At 62.3% G+C, this 14717-nt stretch carries 12 protein-coding genes and 1 pseudogene; 7 read left to right on the forward strand and 6 right to left on the reverse strand.

The window, feature by feature from the left end; genetic code table 11:
* Positions 1-100, forward strand: a pseudogene (locus tag EXE46_RS15095) (IS1595 family transposase); the annotation flags it as partial.
* Between the two features lie 133 nt (positions 101-233).
* Here the strand turns inward: EXE46_RS15095 and EXE46_RS15100 are convergent.
* Entirely contained in the window at positions 234-1055 is an 822-nt protein-coding gene (locus EXE46_RS15100; protein ID WP_137689182.1) for a transposase, read from the reverse strand.
* Between the two features lie 84 nt (positions 1056-1139).
* Between EXE46_RS15100 and EXE46_RS15105 the strand changes: the two genes are divergently transcribed.
* Positions 1140-1412 carry a hypothetical protein gene (locus EXE46_RS15105; RefSeq protein ID WP_158413955.1) on the forward strand — a complete coding sequence of 91 codons (273 nt, stop codon included), beginning with the start codon at positions 1140-1142 and terminating at the stop codon, positions 1410-1412.
* A gap of 760 nt (positions 1413-2172) precedes the next feature.
* Here the strand turns inward: EXE46_RS15105 and EXE46_RS15110 are convergent.
* Together EXE46_RS15110 and EXE46_RS15115 are read right to left on the reverse strand one after the other, a co-directional pair.
* Complete coding sequence (locus EXE46_RS15110) at positions 2173-2616, reverse strand: hypothetical protein (RefSeq protein ID WP_137689184.1); 444 nt, start codon at positions 2614-2616, stop codon at positions 2173-2175.
* Positions 2613-3191, reverse strand: coding sequence for a hypothetical protein (locus EXE46_RS15115; protein WP_137689185.1), 579 nt, complete (start codon positions 3189-3191; stop codon positions 2613-2615). Before EXE46_RS15115 ends, EXE46_RS15110 begins: the two co-directional genes overlap by 4 nt.
* A gap of 247 nt (positions 3192-3438) precedes the next feature.
* Between EXE46_RS15115 and EXE46_RS15120 the strand changes: the two genes are divergently transcribed.
* Together EXE46_RS15120 and EXE46_RS15125 are read left to right on the forward strand one after the other, a co-directional pair.
* Positions 3439-5388 carry a hypothetical protein gene (locus EXE46_RS15120; protein ID WP_137689186.1) on the forward strand — a complete coding sequence of 650 codons (1950 nt, stop codon included), beginning with the start codon at positions 3439-3441 and terminating at the stop codon, positions 5386-5388.
* Between the two features lie 123 nt (positions 5389-5511).
* Positions 5512-7104: a PKD domain-containing protein gene (locus tag EXE46_RS15125; RefSeq protein WP_137689187.1), complete on the forward strand. Its 1593-nt coding sequence runs from the start codon at positions 5512-5514 to the stop codon at positions 7102-7104.
* 64 nt (positions 7105-7168) lie between these two features.
* Here the strand turns inward: EXE46_RS15125 and EXE46_RS15130 are convergent, their stop codons facing one another.
* A complete protein-coding gene (locus EXE46_RS15130; RefSeq protein WP_137689188.1) occupies positions 7169-7987 on the reverse strand; it encodes a rhomboid family intramembrane serine protease in 819 nt (272 codons plus the stop codon).
* Between the two features lie 184 nt (positions 7988-8171).
* On the opposite strand from EXE46_RS15130, the gene EXE46_RS15135 reads away from it, so the two are divergent.
* The 3 genes from EXE46_RS15135 to EXE46_RS15145 all read left to right on the forward strand — a co-directional run bounded on the left by EXE46_RS15135 (position 8172) and on the right by EXE46_RS15145 (position 11683).
* Positions 8172-9308: a S26 family signal peptidase gene (locus EXE46_RS15135; protein WP_137689189.1), complete on the forward strand. Its 1137-nt coding sequence runs from the start codon at positions 8172-8174 to the stop codon at positions 9306-9308.
* Positions 9305-10375, forward strand: a complete 1071-nt coding sequence (locus EXE46_RS15140) for a DUF5305 domain-containing protein (RefSeq protein WP_137689190.1) — start codon at positions 9305-9307, stop codon at positions 10373-10375. Before EXE46_RS15135 ends, EXE46_RS15140 begins: the two co-directional genes overlap by 4 nt.
* A 123-nt stretch (positions 10376-10498) precedes the next feature.
* Entirely contained in the window at positions 10499-11683 is a 1185-nt protein-coding gene (locus EXE46_RS15145) for a S26 family signal peptidase (protein ID WP_137689191.1), read from the forward strand.
* Between the two features lie 27 nt (positions 11684-11710).
* On the opposite strand, the gene EXE46_RS15150 is transcribed toward EXE46_RS15145, so the two are convergent.
* On the reverse strand, positions 11711-12661 hold the full coding sequence (locus tag EXE46_RS15150; RefSeq protein WP_137689192.1) for a HalX domain-containing protein: 951 nt from the start codon (positions 12659-12661) through the stop codon (positions 11711-11713).
* A 241-nt stretch (positions 12662-12902) separates the two neighbouring features.
* On the reverse strand, positions 12903-14450 hold the full coding sequence (locus tag EXE46_RS15155) for a hypothetical protein (protein ID WP_137689193.1): 1548 nt from the start codon (positions 14448-14450) through the stop codon (positions 12903-12905).
* Positions 14451-14717 lie beyond the last annotated feature (267 nt).

The following is a 14717-nucleotide window of genomic DNA, read 5'->3' on the forward strand; positions in this document are numbered from 1 at the left end:
TCGCCTCACACAGTATCTCCGAGCGTTCCAACTCAGACGAGAACTCTACCGCAAACCCGGACGAAAAGCGCTCAAACACGCCGTCAAAGCCACTCTCTGAAATCAACAATGTGCTACACAAGAGCGACCAAGAAGTACGCTATCGCCGAGACGTTCCAGAACGTCGATCTTGATCCAGCGGCGGTGGCTGAACCTCGTCGACAGTGCTCTGTTGAATAGACGTTGAGTCATGGTTACAGCGGCTCACACAGTGGTTCTATGTTAGTGATGGCGAACATGAGGACAATTTCACGGAACTGTCGACACCAACTCAGCGCTCGCACGGCATCGCCGAGCGAGCGCCTCGTTGTCGAGTACGAGGTTTCGGCCATCCACCGCTGAGCGTAGCCATTTGCTCGATTGAGCGCGTTGTTCGCGGCTGCTTTCGCTGACGAACCGCGGTAGTGAACAAGGTACTCAACATCATGTGCTGCGATTTCATACTCGGTATGCCAATCTTGGAAGCCGTTGTCGGCGGCGGACTGCAGGTTGTCCGCGTTTCTGCGGACGACCTGCGGTCCGGTCTTTGTATCGTGCTTCCATCGTGCTGCGATGTGAACATCGAGGACAGCAAAAGAGTCCACATCTGTCAGTGTCCTCGCTTTGAGCGTCTGTATCGTCCGTCCGGCCCGCTGCCGGAAGTACGATGGTGCACGTCGGCGGTCGAAAAACGTGCTGTCGAGCGCAGCGTGGCCAGACTGCGGGTGCTGCTGCGCGGAAACGCGCAGCAGCGCCCGCCATACCCACATTTTTAGTCGAACAAACGATTTGTAGAGCGTCGTGTGATCGGGAAAATCGTCCGGATCTAAGTCGAGAGCATCACGCACTTCAGCCATGTACTTTAGCCTATTCGGCGTTTCACGGTAGCTGTGGGTCTCTTCGACCCGAAAGCAGTGCAGGACGACGTGAACCCAGCGGGCGAACCCGCCGCTGGCGGGCTCGCCCGCGTGCTTCCCCAACGCTTGTTTAGCTAGGTGACGACACTGCTCGATGAAGTCGAGGATATCGATTTCCATGGTAGGTTCGATTTCCTCGGCTTCACCCTTCTAAACCGGTGATATCGGCTGATAAGATCGCTCTTCAACAGAGCAGTCGAGTCGGTGTTCCAGTTCGCGCAGGTCCTCATCAACCAGGCGACCGGTCAGGGGTGGCCGGTCGCCGCCGTCGCCGCCACGCCCGTGTTCGACGACCCGAGACGCCGCGCCCTGCGGGAGCCGTTCGACGCGGTGATCGAGACGCGGAAGCGAGGGGCGGTCGACGCTCCGGGCGAGGCGGCCGACGCGGCCGGGGCGACCGACTCGACGGACGACGCCGTCTTCCGCGTCCGGAGCCGCGAGGGCGTCACCGACTGGACGCCCGTCTCGTCCGTTTGAGGTATCCCGGTTGGCGACGGCCCCTCGACCACTCAGTGTAGATCGGAATCGTGGGCGATCGGGTCATCGAGTCCGCGTGCGAGCGTCACCGTCGCGCCTTCGTACGGCCGCCGTGTCCGCTGCAAGCCGCTCGACGAGGCAGGCCACGTCGTCGCTCGGACTGCGGCCACGCCTCGCTACAGCGAACTCGTCGTGGTCGCGACAGTCGTGCCCGTCGGCCCCCGGCCGTGATCTCGGCCGCAATCCGGGCGAATCTTTACAGCCACTTCCCGAGCAACGTGTTCGGGCTCCCTGTCGCGTACATCTCGCCGTTCATCGATTAAGTTCCTCCCAAGCGTCACGTGGCTGTCCGCAGTTGTCATGAGCGGCTGTCTCTCGGCGAACGAGGCATTTTGACCCTTCAAGTCGGTGTAGACCCTCCACGGACCGGAACGAATCCGGCCCCCACCTTGTGAGTCGCAGATCGGTACACCTACGTTTCAGGTCGCCAGCGTAGTGAACCGCGCGACAAACAAGACCATCCAGAGATGAAAGGGTAAATTGCCATGTGGGCCCGGCTCAATGAAACTCACATCTACCGGAACGGCACCCGCCGACTGGGTCGAGAATAACACGTCTAACTCTTGGGTGCAGCGACTGGAACGGACCAAGTAGCGAGCGATCGGAGCCATCAGAGGAGACGCGTTAACACGTCTTTCACTCACGACATCACTAGTCCCCCGCCGCGTCCAGGCGATGAAGGGTCGTCGGATCGCGCAGGTCAATTGCTAGTACAGCTGATCTCAACCACCTGCATCGTCCTGACAGAGAGCTCATTATCATCGCTTTCGACGAACACCATCACCTCTAATTCTCCGTCATCGGTCCCCGTACACGACGCGTTGATCATCGCTTGTTCGTCGGCGCTGAGAGTCACGTCGCTGGTCGCTCCATCCACCGAGTCGTACTCAACACTTCCGGTTGTCTCAACGTCATCAACGGTCAGTTCGACCTCTCGGCCGAACTGATTAGTGACGCTGAGTACACCCTCTGTCGACCCGTTCTCCACGGAATTGTTTTGATTCTCGACGGCCAAATACGCGTTTCCATCGTCGGCGACGGTGACATCAACTGACCGCTCGGCCTGGATCGCGCTGTACCCAGCAGTTCCGGTGATGACCGTCGCGAGGACGAACAGCGCGAGGATCAGCCGTCGGTGTCTCACCCCTCTACCTCCGGTGGCGGCCCGTCGCCGCCGAGCTTTCTGCGTCGGGCGAAGTACGCGTGTGCGAGCGCAGAGACAACGAGCGCACCGACGAGGAAGGCCACCCACGCGAGGTCAGGCAACGCACTGAACAGCACCGCGTCGGTCCACAGCGCCGCCAACAATGCGGCGCCCACCGCCGCAAGACCGAGGTAGTAGCCGTGCCACGGGATCTCGGGCTCGGTGACGACATCCAAGTAGATGTCGAGATCCTCGACGGCGGGTGTTGGACGCACGACACCGGCACGCTTGTCGAACGCGACGATGTCGGTCTTGTCCATTTTCGGAAGATGGGTCTGTTGGAGCGATACGTAACAAGACTTTCGCGTGTCCGAGTCCACCTCGGCGGGGGCCACGTTCGCTTCCCACGCGGCGACCCGCTCGGCCAGCCAGCCGAGGTCGGTCGCCTCCCCGCGCTGACAGAGGGCGTGGAGCGCAAACCGCCGGCGTCGGTTCGACAGGACGGAGAAGACCACCTCTTCGTCTAACTCGACGCCTGTACCGGACGTCAACCAGTTAGCGGAGGGGAAGTTCATCAGTCGCACTGATGTGTTTCAACAAGATATATAACTGTTTTGTCTTTTTTGAGAGAGATAGCGAAGCTATCAAAATACACACCTCTCGCGAAGTGTCCCGTGTGACACCCCCGCTGTACGTCGTTTCAGTTCCCGTAAACGACTCGTTACGCGGTTTCACTGAGCAGCTCGCGTATCGAAACCGCTCGTTTCGACACTTCAACGACCCGAAAACGAAGTGGTATCCACTCACAGAGTCGGACGCATCATGAGACGGCGGAAGCTACTCATTGGCATCGGCGCGGCCGCCGCGGGTGGGAGCGCGGCCTTCGGTACAGAGGCGTTTACCAGTGTCCAGGCGGAGCGTAACGTGGACGTGTCGGTTGCAGGTGACAGCAGTTCGTTCGTCGCGATCCAGCCGCTCAGCAGCGATAATGCGGGCAAGTACGTCGACACGGAGAACGGCGACAGCACGGTCGAAATCAACCTCGACGGCGACAACAGCGGTTCCGGAGAGGGTGTCGCACAGGATGCGGTCACTCAGCTTGAGGACCTGTTCCGGGTCGTCAATCAGGGCTCCCAACCGGTCAGCGTCTACTTCGAGGACGACAGCGACGCGGTGACGTTCCGGGTCAGCGGGTCGGCGGACGCGCTCGACGCGACCGGGCAGTCGCTCGAAGGCGCGGACAACTCGGCTGATCTTGCGGTCGGCGAGCAGGTTGTGGTCGGGATGACCGTCGACACGCTCAGCAACGACGTGAGCGGGCAGCTGCTCGACAGCGTCGTCCTGTACGCGGACGCAAACGCGTCGTCGCCGGGGCAGAACGTTCCGCAGCCGCAGTACGTGGTTGATTCGGACGCGTTCGGTGACCCCGACGATGACGGTGACTCTGAGGAAGATAGCAACGATGAGAACATCTTCCCGAGTATCTCAGAAGCGGTCTCGGCGGCCGAATCACGCGCTGTCGTCGGTGTGAGGAACGCGGAAGACATCAATGAAGGAGTCACTATTGATAAACCCCTTACGCTCAGTGGTTTTGAAGGGAAGCCTTCAGTCAATGTGTCTGAACTCGTTTCTGACGAAGCTATCAACATCGAAAGCGACGACGTTACTATCCGAAACCTCAGCTTCACGTACGATGGTCTCGGTAGGGACGATGACGTACACCTGATCAGCGGTGCTCAACCAAGCGATCTCCGTGGACTAACGATTCAGGGGCTGGACATCACATCCAACGCCAGTTTCGATACCAACGCGATTGACGTTCGAGGCGTTGATATCGAGATTACCGATAACACTGTGACCGATGCCGGTATCCAGGTTCAGCACGGATCCGGTTCCAGCTCAGGCGGTTCGGTGACCATCTCGGGCAACAGCGTCACGGAGTCCGACAGTGATGGTGGAATTCTAGGCGAGGGTATTACCGCGTTTACGCTCGGCGAGGCTCGCATCGGCGACTTCAGTTATACCATCGAGGATAACCTAGTCAGTGATACCGGCACCGGAACGGCGGCGATCAAACTCACTGATATAGGCTCAGAACAGACCCCAGCAGATGTTAACGGGGAGACCGGGAAATTTGACCAGATTGAGGCTCTGCTGAGGGACAACGACGCGTTCCCGGCGCTCATCCAACTCGATACAACACTTACTGACAGTAGTTCGAGTGATGGCTCGTTCTTCACTGCGCAGGTCAGTGCTGGACAGACGACCGTTGTTTCGGTTAACCTAGACAACAGCGTCTACTCGCCAGGAGAAGGTGGCTGGCCAGCTAACCCTGACTCATACCAGTTAGAAGTCAATATCGACTCCGATACGGGTGATGATGGAGAAATCGGCGAGAACGGGACAGTGGGAGATGCCGGTAACGATGACTTCCGGTTCGGGTACGCAGGTCCAGAGGGAGACCCGAGCGATGTTAATGGAGAGAGTCCTGGTGGATACCTGAGTCGGAACACTGGGACTGGAGGCACAGCGGATCGGGTTGCTGTCTCGGGAGCCGATATCTCAGGATATGCTGCGATTGAGTCGAATGACCAGCGAAGCTATATGTTCCTCATTGATTGGGCCGCTGTGGCGGCGGATGCTGACGTGCCTGACCTTCCCAGCGCACCCTCTGAGATCGTTATTAATGAAGTGTTCGGTACTGACGGCGGTGGTGTCTTCCAAAACGAAGCTGTGAGTCCTACAGAGAGTTCGGATATCCTAGAAATCTAGATTCGCACGACAGACGCTCGGATCAAAGCGACCAAATCATATCACATAGATATTTTCAACAACACCAGCGAACTGATGTATGAATGGGTACTGGATCAACTCTGAGTATATAGATAGCCTAGTATGAATCAAACTATACTAACTGTGAAACTCCACACCCTCGTCGCCGCGCTCGCCGTGCTCGCCCTGCTGGCAGCCACAGCGCCGCTCGCCAGCACGCAGGCCGCCGAGATCGGCGAGGGGGTGGAGATCCGCGCGGCCGACACACCCAACGCCGACTACGTCCAGGTCGGCGACGACGGCCAGGTGTCGATCCAACTCGACGCCGACGCCGCGGTCCCCGGCGAGGGGCTCCCCGCCGACACGCTCGCGCGCTTCGACAACGTGATCGTGGCCGTCAACACGAATACTGCCAGCAACGCGGAGGGCAGACAGGCGTACGTGTACGTCACGGGCGAGGGCACCGCCGCCGATGACTTCGCGTTCTACCGCGGGGCTAGCGATATCGAGGACTCGGACCCCGGGACGTCGATCGAGGGCGAGGCCAACGCCGTCCGACTAGACACCGGCGAGTCGACCGTGATCGGGTTCGCGGTCGACACCCGCGACGAGTTCACCGCCAACGATGTCACGTTCACCGTCAACGCCGACGTGAGCCAGATCGCCGACGCGGTCCTCGCGATCGAGACGGGCGTGCCCACGGCCGGCGAGCCGGTGACGTTCAACGCTACCGCCAGCGAGGGTGACGCGATCACGTACGCCTACGACTTCGACGACGGCACCGTCACGAACAACGTCGACCCACGGGAAGCTCACGCCTTCGCTGACCCCGGCACGTACAACGTGACGCTCACCGTCGACGAGACCGCCGCGCGAGCGCCGAACGGTTCTGATTCCGTGACCCGACAGGTTGTGGTCAGCGGCCCGCCACAGACCGCTCCCCCCGGCGAGACAGTCACGCTTCCGAACGCCGTCTCGGGAAGCGATGATCCGAGCATCGAATCGGTGACCGTCGACTTGGCAGGTGGGGCTAGCGACGACGTCACCGTCCGCGCGCTCGCTACGGAATCCGTCGCCAACGTCGCCGGCGGCAACTCGCCGCAGGGGTCGTCCGTGGTCGGAGCGGCGAACGTTTCCGTTCCGACCACCCCCAACGCCGATGCCACCGTCACAGTCGAACTCGACGCCTCGGCGGTCCCGGCAGATGTCGCGCCGTCGGATCTCGCGCTCGAACGGTACGACGGCACGACGTGGCAGGTGCTCCCCACTACAGTCCAGAGCACCGGTGGCGGCACGATCACGCTCGTCGCGGAGACGCCCGGCTTCTCGCCGTTCGCGGCGACGGTGAACCCCGGCGCGCCGACGCTGGACCTCGGCGGTGGCGGCGGTGGCGGCGGTGGCGGCGACGTGGATCTCGGAGACGGCGACGACGCCGACGATTCCGGTGACGACGACGAGGGGACCGATGGTCCGGACGCTCCCGACGATGTGGACGACGGTGTCGACGACCCGGTCGATGACGCCGACGATGACCCGGCCGTCGACGACGGCGGTACACCTGATGACGCCGATGGAACGGACGGGGTAGCACCCCCGGACGACCAGCCGCCAGACGGCGAGCTTGGGGGTATCAGCCTCCTCCCGACCCTTGGGATTGCGGCTGTGCTGGCCATCCTGGCGGCGGTGGCATTCATCCGCATCCGCCGGCGGGAGTGAGGTCCGGTATGCAGCGCCGCGATTGCTGCCCCCACTCGTCTTCTATGGACGAACCGGACGATCGCTACGCCTTCGAGGTTGCAAACAGTATCTCACTCCCGATACTAGGCGTGAGATACGCCGGAATAAACCCGAGCGCGTAGCCGAGGAGGTGGACGTAAAGGTTGACTATCCCGCCCTGGACGTGCAGGTTCGAGGGAAACGCTACGGCCGGGTACCCGACCCCGATTATGACCCCGGCGGCGAGCAGTTCGAGATGTCCGGGCGGGAGCCGCCTAACGGATCCGAAGTCGATCCGGATGTCGATCCCGTACAGTACGGCCGAGAGAAGCGCTGCCGCGCTGACGCCGGCGCCGAGCCACCCAATCGGTGCCGAGACGCCAACGACCGCGAACCCACAAAAGAAGAGAACCGGCGCGTCCTCAACGCTACCACCGGTCTGTGGTCGATGATGCAGGTAAACGAACACGAACACCGGAACGAGACCGACCACACCCATCACTACCCCAGACGCGCCGTATCCAATGCTCTGACGCGGGATCGCAAGATTAAGAAGTGACAATACTGGCGGCAAGACGGTGACAATAACGAAGAGCGCAATACGATAGCGCCCGCGCGTACCGGCAATGTGTGCGAGGAGATATCCGACCGTCGCGGCGATGAGATACCCGACAACGTTTGCTGTCAAATGTGCTTCCGTGAAGTGAACGAAGTGCGACGTGTATAGCGAATAAAAAGTTGGTGCCGTATGTGATAACGATAACGCAAGTCGCGTCTCGCTCGGTGCGAGAAACACAAGCAGATAGAGTACTGGGGGACCGACAAGCAGACACGCGTCGGCGAGCGCGCCAAACCGCATCTTTTCGGGTAGAAAATCGCCCATACCACGGATTTTCTTCCCAACGCGCTAAAGTGCTGTCCTCCAAATCGTCATGTTGATAACTCATCTTCGCAGGCCGCCGGATGCTCTCACAGCCGACAACTCGGGCGGGCGCACTGGATTCGCTTCTTGTGGACTCCGCCACATTGGCAAGTTTTATATCACTGTGATAATAGTTCCATGATGAATGCGGGCAACAGCAGAGCGGCTGGTCGAGGCTCTCGTTATCCTCTTTGCGATCACTCTTCTCGCCGGTCAGCTCGTCGGGCAGCCGATCTTGCTCGGATACGTCGAAACCGGGAGTATGGAGCCTACGCTTGAGCCCGGCGACGGATTCGTTTCGCTACCACCTGAGGTGGTTGGTTCACCGTCATCCGGTGACGTCATTGTCTACCGAGCAGAACAAATCAATGGCGGCGGCCTGACCACTCACCGCGTCATTTCCGAGACCGATCGCGGATACGTGACACAAGGTGACGCGAATCCGTTCACCGATCAATCGGCGGGAGAGCCGCCGGTTCGTGAGCCACAGGTCGTCGCTGTCGGTGTCCGCGTTGCCGACACTCTTGTTACAATTCCAGAACTCGGTACGGCCGCGGTTGCGATTCGGAGCGCCGGCGACGGACTCCAGCAACGGATCCCAACTCACGTCTGGATCGGCGCCGGAGTCGCGGGCTTGGTTATATTGCTGGCCAGCGGCGGTGGCAGCGGGCGTTTAGAACGGCCGTCGCTCGGGGACCGGCCTCCCGGACACGACAGTGGGCGCCGATTGTCTGTCGGACCGCGTGAGATCATCTTGGTGTGTGGAATGGTCGTCCTCGCAACGGCGACCGCAAGTGCCCTAGCTCCGTTCGGACCGACCGAATATCAGGTTGTGAGCGCTGAAGCTGACTTGCCCGGTCCGAGCGTCATTGCCGCAGGCGAGACCGAAACGACTACATACAGAGTTCCCGGCGGGACGGTTTTTCCGGTACAATACTACGTCGAACCGGCCAGCGACGGCGTACAGGTACTCAACGGAACCGGCAGCGGTCGCATCCAACTGACCGACTCGGCGAACGCCACGATCCGTCTGTCGGCACCGCCTGAGACGGGCGCGTACAGACGGTACGTTCAGGAGTATCGGTATCCGCTCGTGATGCCTGCGCCGGTCATCAACACCCTTTATCAGTTCAGCCCGCTCGCTCCGGTCCTCGTTCTTGACGCAATTCTGGCGATCCCGTTTCTCCTCGCTGCACGGTTCGTCGGCGGTCGTCCCCAGATCCGTGGCGCACCCGGTGCGGGCTCTGGTCCGAGCCGTCTGTTCGGAGGCCCCCGACGATGACCAGCGCGGTCGATGGGTCTGATGACGAACTCCGCTTGCGGATCCGGGACACGGTCGATACCCAGTACATACTCATCATCGGCCTTCTCGTCTTACTGATGACGGCCGGCCTGTGGGTTAGCTATACGACCCACGTAAGTCCGGAAACACAGACCGAAACCGAAGTCGTCTCACAGTGGAGCCGGACCGCGACGTTCGATCACGGCGCAACGGTCACCGGAGAAAACCCAGTATACGACACGGGACAGCGCCTACAGAACCAGCGAGCGTACTTTCCGCTCATCTCACCAGTTCTCTCAGGCGAGTATCAGCTCCAATACGCCGCAAGTGGCAATGGCAATATCGATATTGACGTCAGGCTTCAATCAACCGTTCAGGGCCGCAGCGACGGGACTGTCTTCTGGCAGCGGACCCGCGATGTCGGGAGTGTCACGACGGCTGACGTTGAGCCGGGCGGAACGGCGACTACCGACTTTGAGTTCGATATGAACCAGACGCGCGTTCAACTTGAACGCGTTGAGGAGACGTTTGGTGAGACACCCGGTGACCCGGTTGTGATCGTGCGGGCCCAGACTCGTCTGACCGGCCGAGTCAACGGCCAACCAATTAATCGTGAATTCACGGATGAACTTCGACTAATCCCAGACGGTGATGCATTCGTCGTTAATGACCCGGGAGAGGTGACGAACACCAGTCGTCAAACGCGGACGAGCACCACTACACGCGAGTACTCGTCTGCCAGACGCTTTGGCGGACCGGCCGTGCTCCTGTTTAGCATCGCCGGTCTCGGTGGTCTCGTCGTCGCACGCCGTCGGGGACGGATCGCGCTGTCGCCAGCAGAACGCGATCAACTGGTTCACTCTGAGTATTCCGAGTGGATTTCCGTCGGTTCTCTCTCTACACAGCCCGACCTTGCTGATTCAAACGTTATCGAAATGTCGTCGCTTGTCGATCTTATCAACGTCGCTGCGGACGCGGGCGAACGTGTAGTGTACGATCCCGATCGAGAACGCTACGCCGTGTTCAACGGCGGCCAGATGTACGTCTGTGAACCGCCATTAGGCTGAGCACCCGCCAACGGCCACAGCGATGATCTTGTTCTGTGGCTCAAACCCGGTCTCGTTGGCGAACAAGCTATACATCTCACCCCCGTACTACCACTCGTTGGATATGTCCCGGGGGGTAACCGCGTGAACCCACGTTCACTGGCCGGATCCGGGATCACGGCGCTCCTCGTCGTTCTCGTGGTCGCCATGCTGGTCGGCCAGCAGCTCGGCCAGCCGATCGTGCTCGGGTTCGTCCTCACGGGGAGCATGAACGCGGAGCCGGCGAACATGGCGCCCGGCGACGGGTTCGTCGCCGTCCCGCCGTCGATCGCCGGCGACATCGAGGAAGGCGACGTCGTGACGTTCGACGCGCAGGAGCTCCAGGGCGGCGGGCTGACGACGCATCGGGTCGTCGCAGAGACTGATCAGGGGTACGTCACGCGCGGCGACGCCAACCCCTTCACCGATCAGGACGGTCCCGAACCGCCGGTTCAGGAGTCGCAGATCAAAGCCGTGGCGCTCCAGCTCGGCGGTGACACGGTCGTCATCCCCAACATCGGTCTCGCCGTCCTCGCGATGCAGGACGCGTTCGGGTTCGCGGCGACGTTCCTCTCTGGGATCCCGGGACTCGGCGGGATCGCCGAGGGCAACGTCGGCTCGTCGATGGTCCTCGTCGGGCTGTTACTCCTCGGCTACAGCCTCGTCGCCGAGGCCGTCGGCGGGTCGAACCGCCGCTCGGGGCGAGACGACCGCTCCAGGGACCGCGGCGGCAAGACGAGCGCGGTCCTCGTGCTGCTCGCGATCGTACTCCTCATCACCGTCCCGGCGACGGCGAGCATGGTGATCCCCTCGGGGACGAACGACATCACGATCGTGAGTTCGCAGACGGCGAGCTCGAACCCGACCGTCATCGAGCGCGGCGGGTCGGTGGAGTACACGTACAACTTCACCAACGACGGGTTCATCCCCCGGATCGCGACCGTCGACGCGGCCAGCACGGGCGTCGACGTCGCTCAGAGCTCGCTCGCCGCGCCCCGCGGCGAGACGGCGTCGACGACCGTCACGCTTCACGCCCCCGAGGAGACCGGCGCGTACGTCAGGTCCGTCTCCGAGTGGCAGTACGTGCAGTTCCTCCCGGCGCCGGTCATCCTCTCGCTGCACGCGATTCACCCGTTCGCCGCCGTCGCGGCGATAAACGCCGTGATAATCGTCGTCGTCACGGCGGTGTACGTGCTCACCGTCGGGCTCGAACCGTTCCGATTCCGCGACCGCGGCCGGGAGCTGTCGATCTCTGAGCGGGTCCGGCGGACGATCCGACGGTGGCGGTGAGTCGGATACCGGGGGGTATCTCCTCGTTCACGCCCCCACGATGAGCCGGACGTTCCACCCGGTGAGTAGCAGTCCGATCCCGGTCGCGACGACCGGCGGCCAGTAGTACGAGAACGGCTCCCGCTGCCGGGCTCCCTGCACGCTCACCGAGACCAGCACGAGCAACACGATCAGCTTCAACAGGAGGAATCCCGGGAGGCCTGCGGACGAGAGCAGCGTCCCGACGACCGGGTTCGCCTCGATGAGCCCGGGAACCGCGGCCGTGGCGTACAGCGTCGAGACCACGTCGCCGACGCCGTACGTCAGGGCGGCCGCGAGCCAGAGCGCGTAGAACCCCGTCGAGCGGGTCCGGTACAGCGGCGGCCCCGCGGGGACGACGGTTGCAGAGGCGTCGTCGTCGCCGGACGCCGAGATCCCTTCGACCGCGTCGCCCTCGGCCCCCGCGACCGGGTCGTCGATCTCCGCGAGCAGCGTGTCGACCTGCCGGCGTCGGGCGGCGATCTCGCCGGTCAGTTCCCGGTAGCGCTCGTCGTCGGCCAGCTCCGCGTCGTCCTTCCTGTCCTCGATCCGGCGGCGGCGGGCCACGAGCGCGAGGTACGTCTCGACGGCGGACTCCACGGCACCGTGGTCGACGAGCCGCGCGACGCTCTCGCGGAGCTCGTCGCGGGCGAGCGGCCGCGGGACGTACTCGTCGATGTCGAGCCGATGGACGCTGTCGCCGACGCTCACCCCCGAGAGGAGGCCGATCTGACAGTCGGGCCGACGGGCGCGGATCCGACCGAGCAGCTCCTCGGCGGACGGGTCGGCGAGGTCGCCGTCGAGGAGCACCACGTCGACGTCGCCGTCGAGCGCGTCGAGCGCGCGCTCGCCGCCGGCGGCGATCCGGACCGCGTATCCCGCCAGCCAGTCGGCGTACTCCGCGGCCTGCTCGCCGTCGTCCTCGACTATCAGAATCGTCGCGTCGGCGTCGCGGGGCATCCGGTTCGACTCCGGATTTGTGCCGTCGGCGTCATAAGCGCGGGGGAACTGAGATGATTGACGGCGACCGTGATCGCATCTCTCCTTCAGAAGACGATCAAGCGAACGCTCATCCCGCCCGTTGATGGAGCCGATTCGTCGCCCCTGTCGGGATGCCCGCTCCGAACGTGGGGGAAGCCGGCTACTTCAGACGCTGGAGAGCGATGAATCCGACGCGCTCGATTTCGGGTGTTCAGTCCTATCAGCACGCCCGCTGTGGGCTAACCGTCCCTTCGACAGCCGAACAGTCGGAGACGGAGATCTGGCTCGGCGTCGAGATAGAGAGATCGCCGGCGATCGACGAGTCTTTTAGTCTGACGTCGACTTGGCTCTGCGATTCGATCGTAACCGTCCCGTCGATCTGACTGTCCGTCAGGTCGAGCTCGACTTGACTGTTGGTTACGATGTCCAGATCGTCTTCGATCTGACTGTCCGTCAGGTCGACCTTCACCTGACTCTCGGTGTCCACGTCGACGGTCGATCCGATAGTCGATCCGTCCGTCAGCGACAGTTTCACCTGGCTGTTGTTGGCCAACGAAACGCCCTCGGAGATCTCGGTCGCCGCCAGATCGAGCGTGATCTGGCCGCCGGCGTCCGTGACCTCGATGGCCCCGTCGACGGTCGTGTCACGCCCGCTGACGATATCTACCTGCCCCTTGCCGTCGACCGTGATCGGACCGGTCGAGACGGCCTCCAGCTCGTCCAGCTTGACTTGACCGGCTGCGGTTACTGACACTGGCCCGTTCACGGTTGAATTCCGTGTCTTGTCGAACTTCACCTGACCGGAGGCGTCGATCGTGATCGGACCGGTCGTCGCGTGCTTCAAGCTGTCGACGGTCACCTGGTCGTTCGAGGTCAGCGACACCTCGCCGTCGATCGTAGCGCCACGCGGCGTGAACTTTATTTCTCCAGCGTCCGCGACGCAGAGTCCGCCCCCGACGCGCGTCGAGACGTCGAGATCGAGCTGTGACTTGCTCCGTACTTTGAGGACGCCCCGGACGCGACTGTTGCCGCCGAGATCTAAGCCGATCTGGCTCGGCGTGTCTACCTTGAGATACTCTCCGATCTCCGAGTTCCCCCTGAGCGTCAGGTCGATCTGGCTCTTCGAGTAGAACTCGGCCGCACCGCCGACCGTGGTGTTGCCCGTGATCCGCTCTCTGATCTGGCTCGGCTTGTCGATCACGAGGCTACAGTCGGTGGACTTCTTCGGGACCTCGTTGACGACGCACCCGGAGGGACGCTCTCGAGGGGCACACACGTTGAAGTTCTCGCACGCGACCTGCGCGGTCCGCGTGAACTCGACGCGTTGGTTCGCGTTGGAGGCGACGAACTGGATCTCGACCGCGCCGTTGGCCTCGCAATCGACCGTCGCTCGGACGTCGCCGGACCCACCCGGCGGGAGTTCGGCAGGCGTCCGTATCGTCTGCGGGTCGATCGGCGGTCCCGAACTCACGACCGTCGCCGAGATCGCCGTCAGCGGCTGGTCGAACTGGTTCGTCAGCTCGAACAGCGTGACGGTGTCCCCGTCGGAACCGCCCGCCTGTCCGCCGGTAATGCGTAAAAAAGCCTCGTCGTCGCCCGTCGACACGATGCTGACATCGCGTCGTGAGTCGATCGCACTGAAGGCGCCGGTGCCTTCGAGGGCGGCGACTCCGACGCCGCCGGCCGCCAGCACGCCGATGACCCCGCGGCGGCTAACGAGCCCACGCGACGTGCCCCGCGAACGGTCTCGGCTTCGTTTTCGACCCATAGCGTTAGATCACCGGTGTCTCCCAGTTGTTTGTGGCTTCACGGTAGCGACGTATAGCAGTAACGGCGACCTGACGCAGCCGCCTATCGACTAGGTGTCTGAAACCGAGGGGGCTCGGTTAAACTTCTCTGTCGAACCGGCATCCGTTGTAGTTTAGCGGCGCGTCGAGGCGGTGTTTGTGCGGATAGTTGAGCAAGACGGTGTTGAGTCAAATCGCTGATGAAGCGTGATCGGAGAACTGAACAGAGGCTCTTCCGTCTCGGATGG

The sequence above is a fragment of the Halorubrum sp. GN11_10-6_MGM genome (assembly GCF_005435165.1).
Lineage (GTDB): Archaea > Halobacteriota > Halobacteria > Halobacteriales > Haloferacaceae > Halorubrum.

Bases quoted from the DNA above. Each gene is read 5' to 3' on its own strand.
- EXE46_RS15135 (WP_137689189.1), top strand. From the start codon at position 8,172: ATGCGGGCAACAGCAGAGCGGCTGGTCGAGGCTCTCGTTATCCTCTTT.
- EXE46_RS15120 (WP_137689186.1), top strand. From the start codon at position 3,439: ATGAGACGGCGGAAGCTACTCATTGGCATCGGCGCGGCCGCCGCGGGT.
- EXE46_RS15100 (WP_137689182.1), bottom strand. From the start codon at position 1,055: ATGGAAATCGATATCCTCGACTTCATCGAGCAGTGTCGTCACCTAGCT.
- EXE46_RS15130 (WP_137689188.1), bottom strand. From the start codon at position 7,987: ATGGGCGATTTTCTACCCGAAAAGATGCGGTTTGGCGCGCTCGCCGAC.
- EXE46_RS15115 (WP_137689185.1), bottom strand. From the start codon at position 3,191: ATGAACTTCCCCTCCGCTAACTGGTTGACGTCCGGTACAGGCGTCGAG.
- EXE46_RS15150 (WP_137689192.1), bottom strand. From the start codon at position 12,661: ATGCCCCGCGACGCCGACGCGACGATTCTGATAGTCGAGGACGACGGC.
- EXE46_RS15155 (WP_137689193.1), bottom strand. From the start codon at position 14,450: ATGGGTCGAAAACGAAGCCGAGACCGTTCGCGGGGCACGTCGCGTGGG.
- EXE46_RS15125 (WP_137689187.1), top strand. From the start codon at position 5,512: ATGAATCAAACTATACTAACTGTGAAACTCCACACCCTCGTCGCCGCG.
- EXE46_RS15140 (WP_137689190.1), top strand. From the start codon at position 9,305: ATGACCAGCGCGGTCGATGGGTCTGATGACGAACTCCGCTTGCGGATC.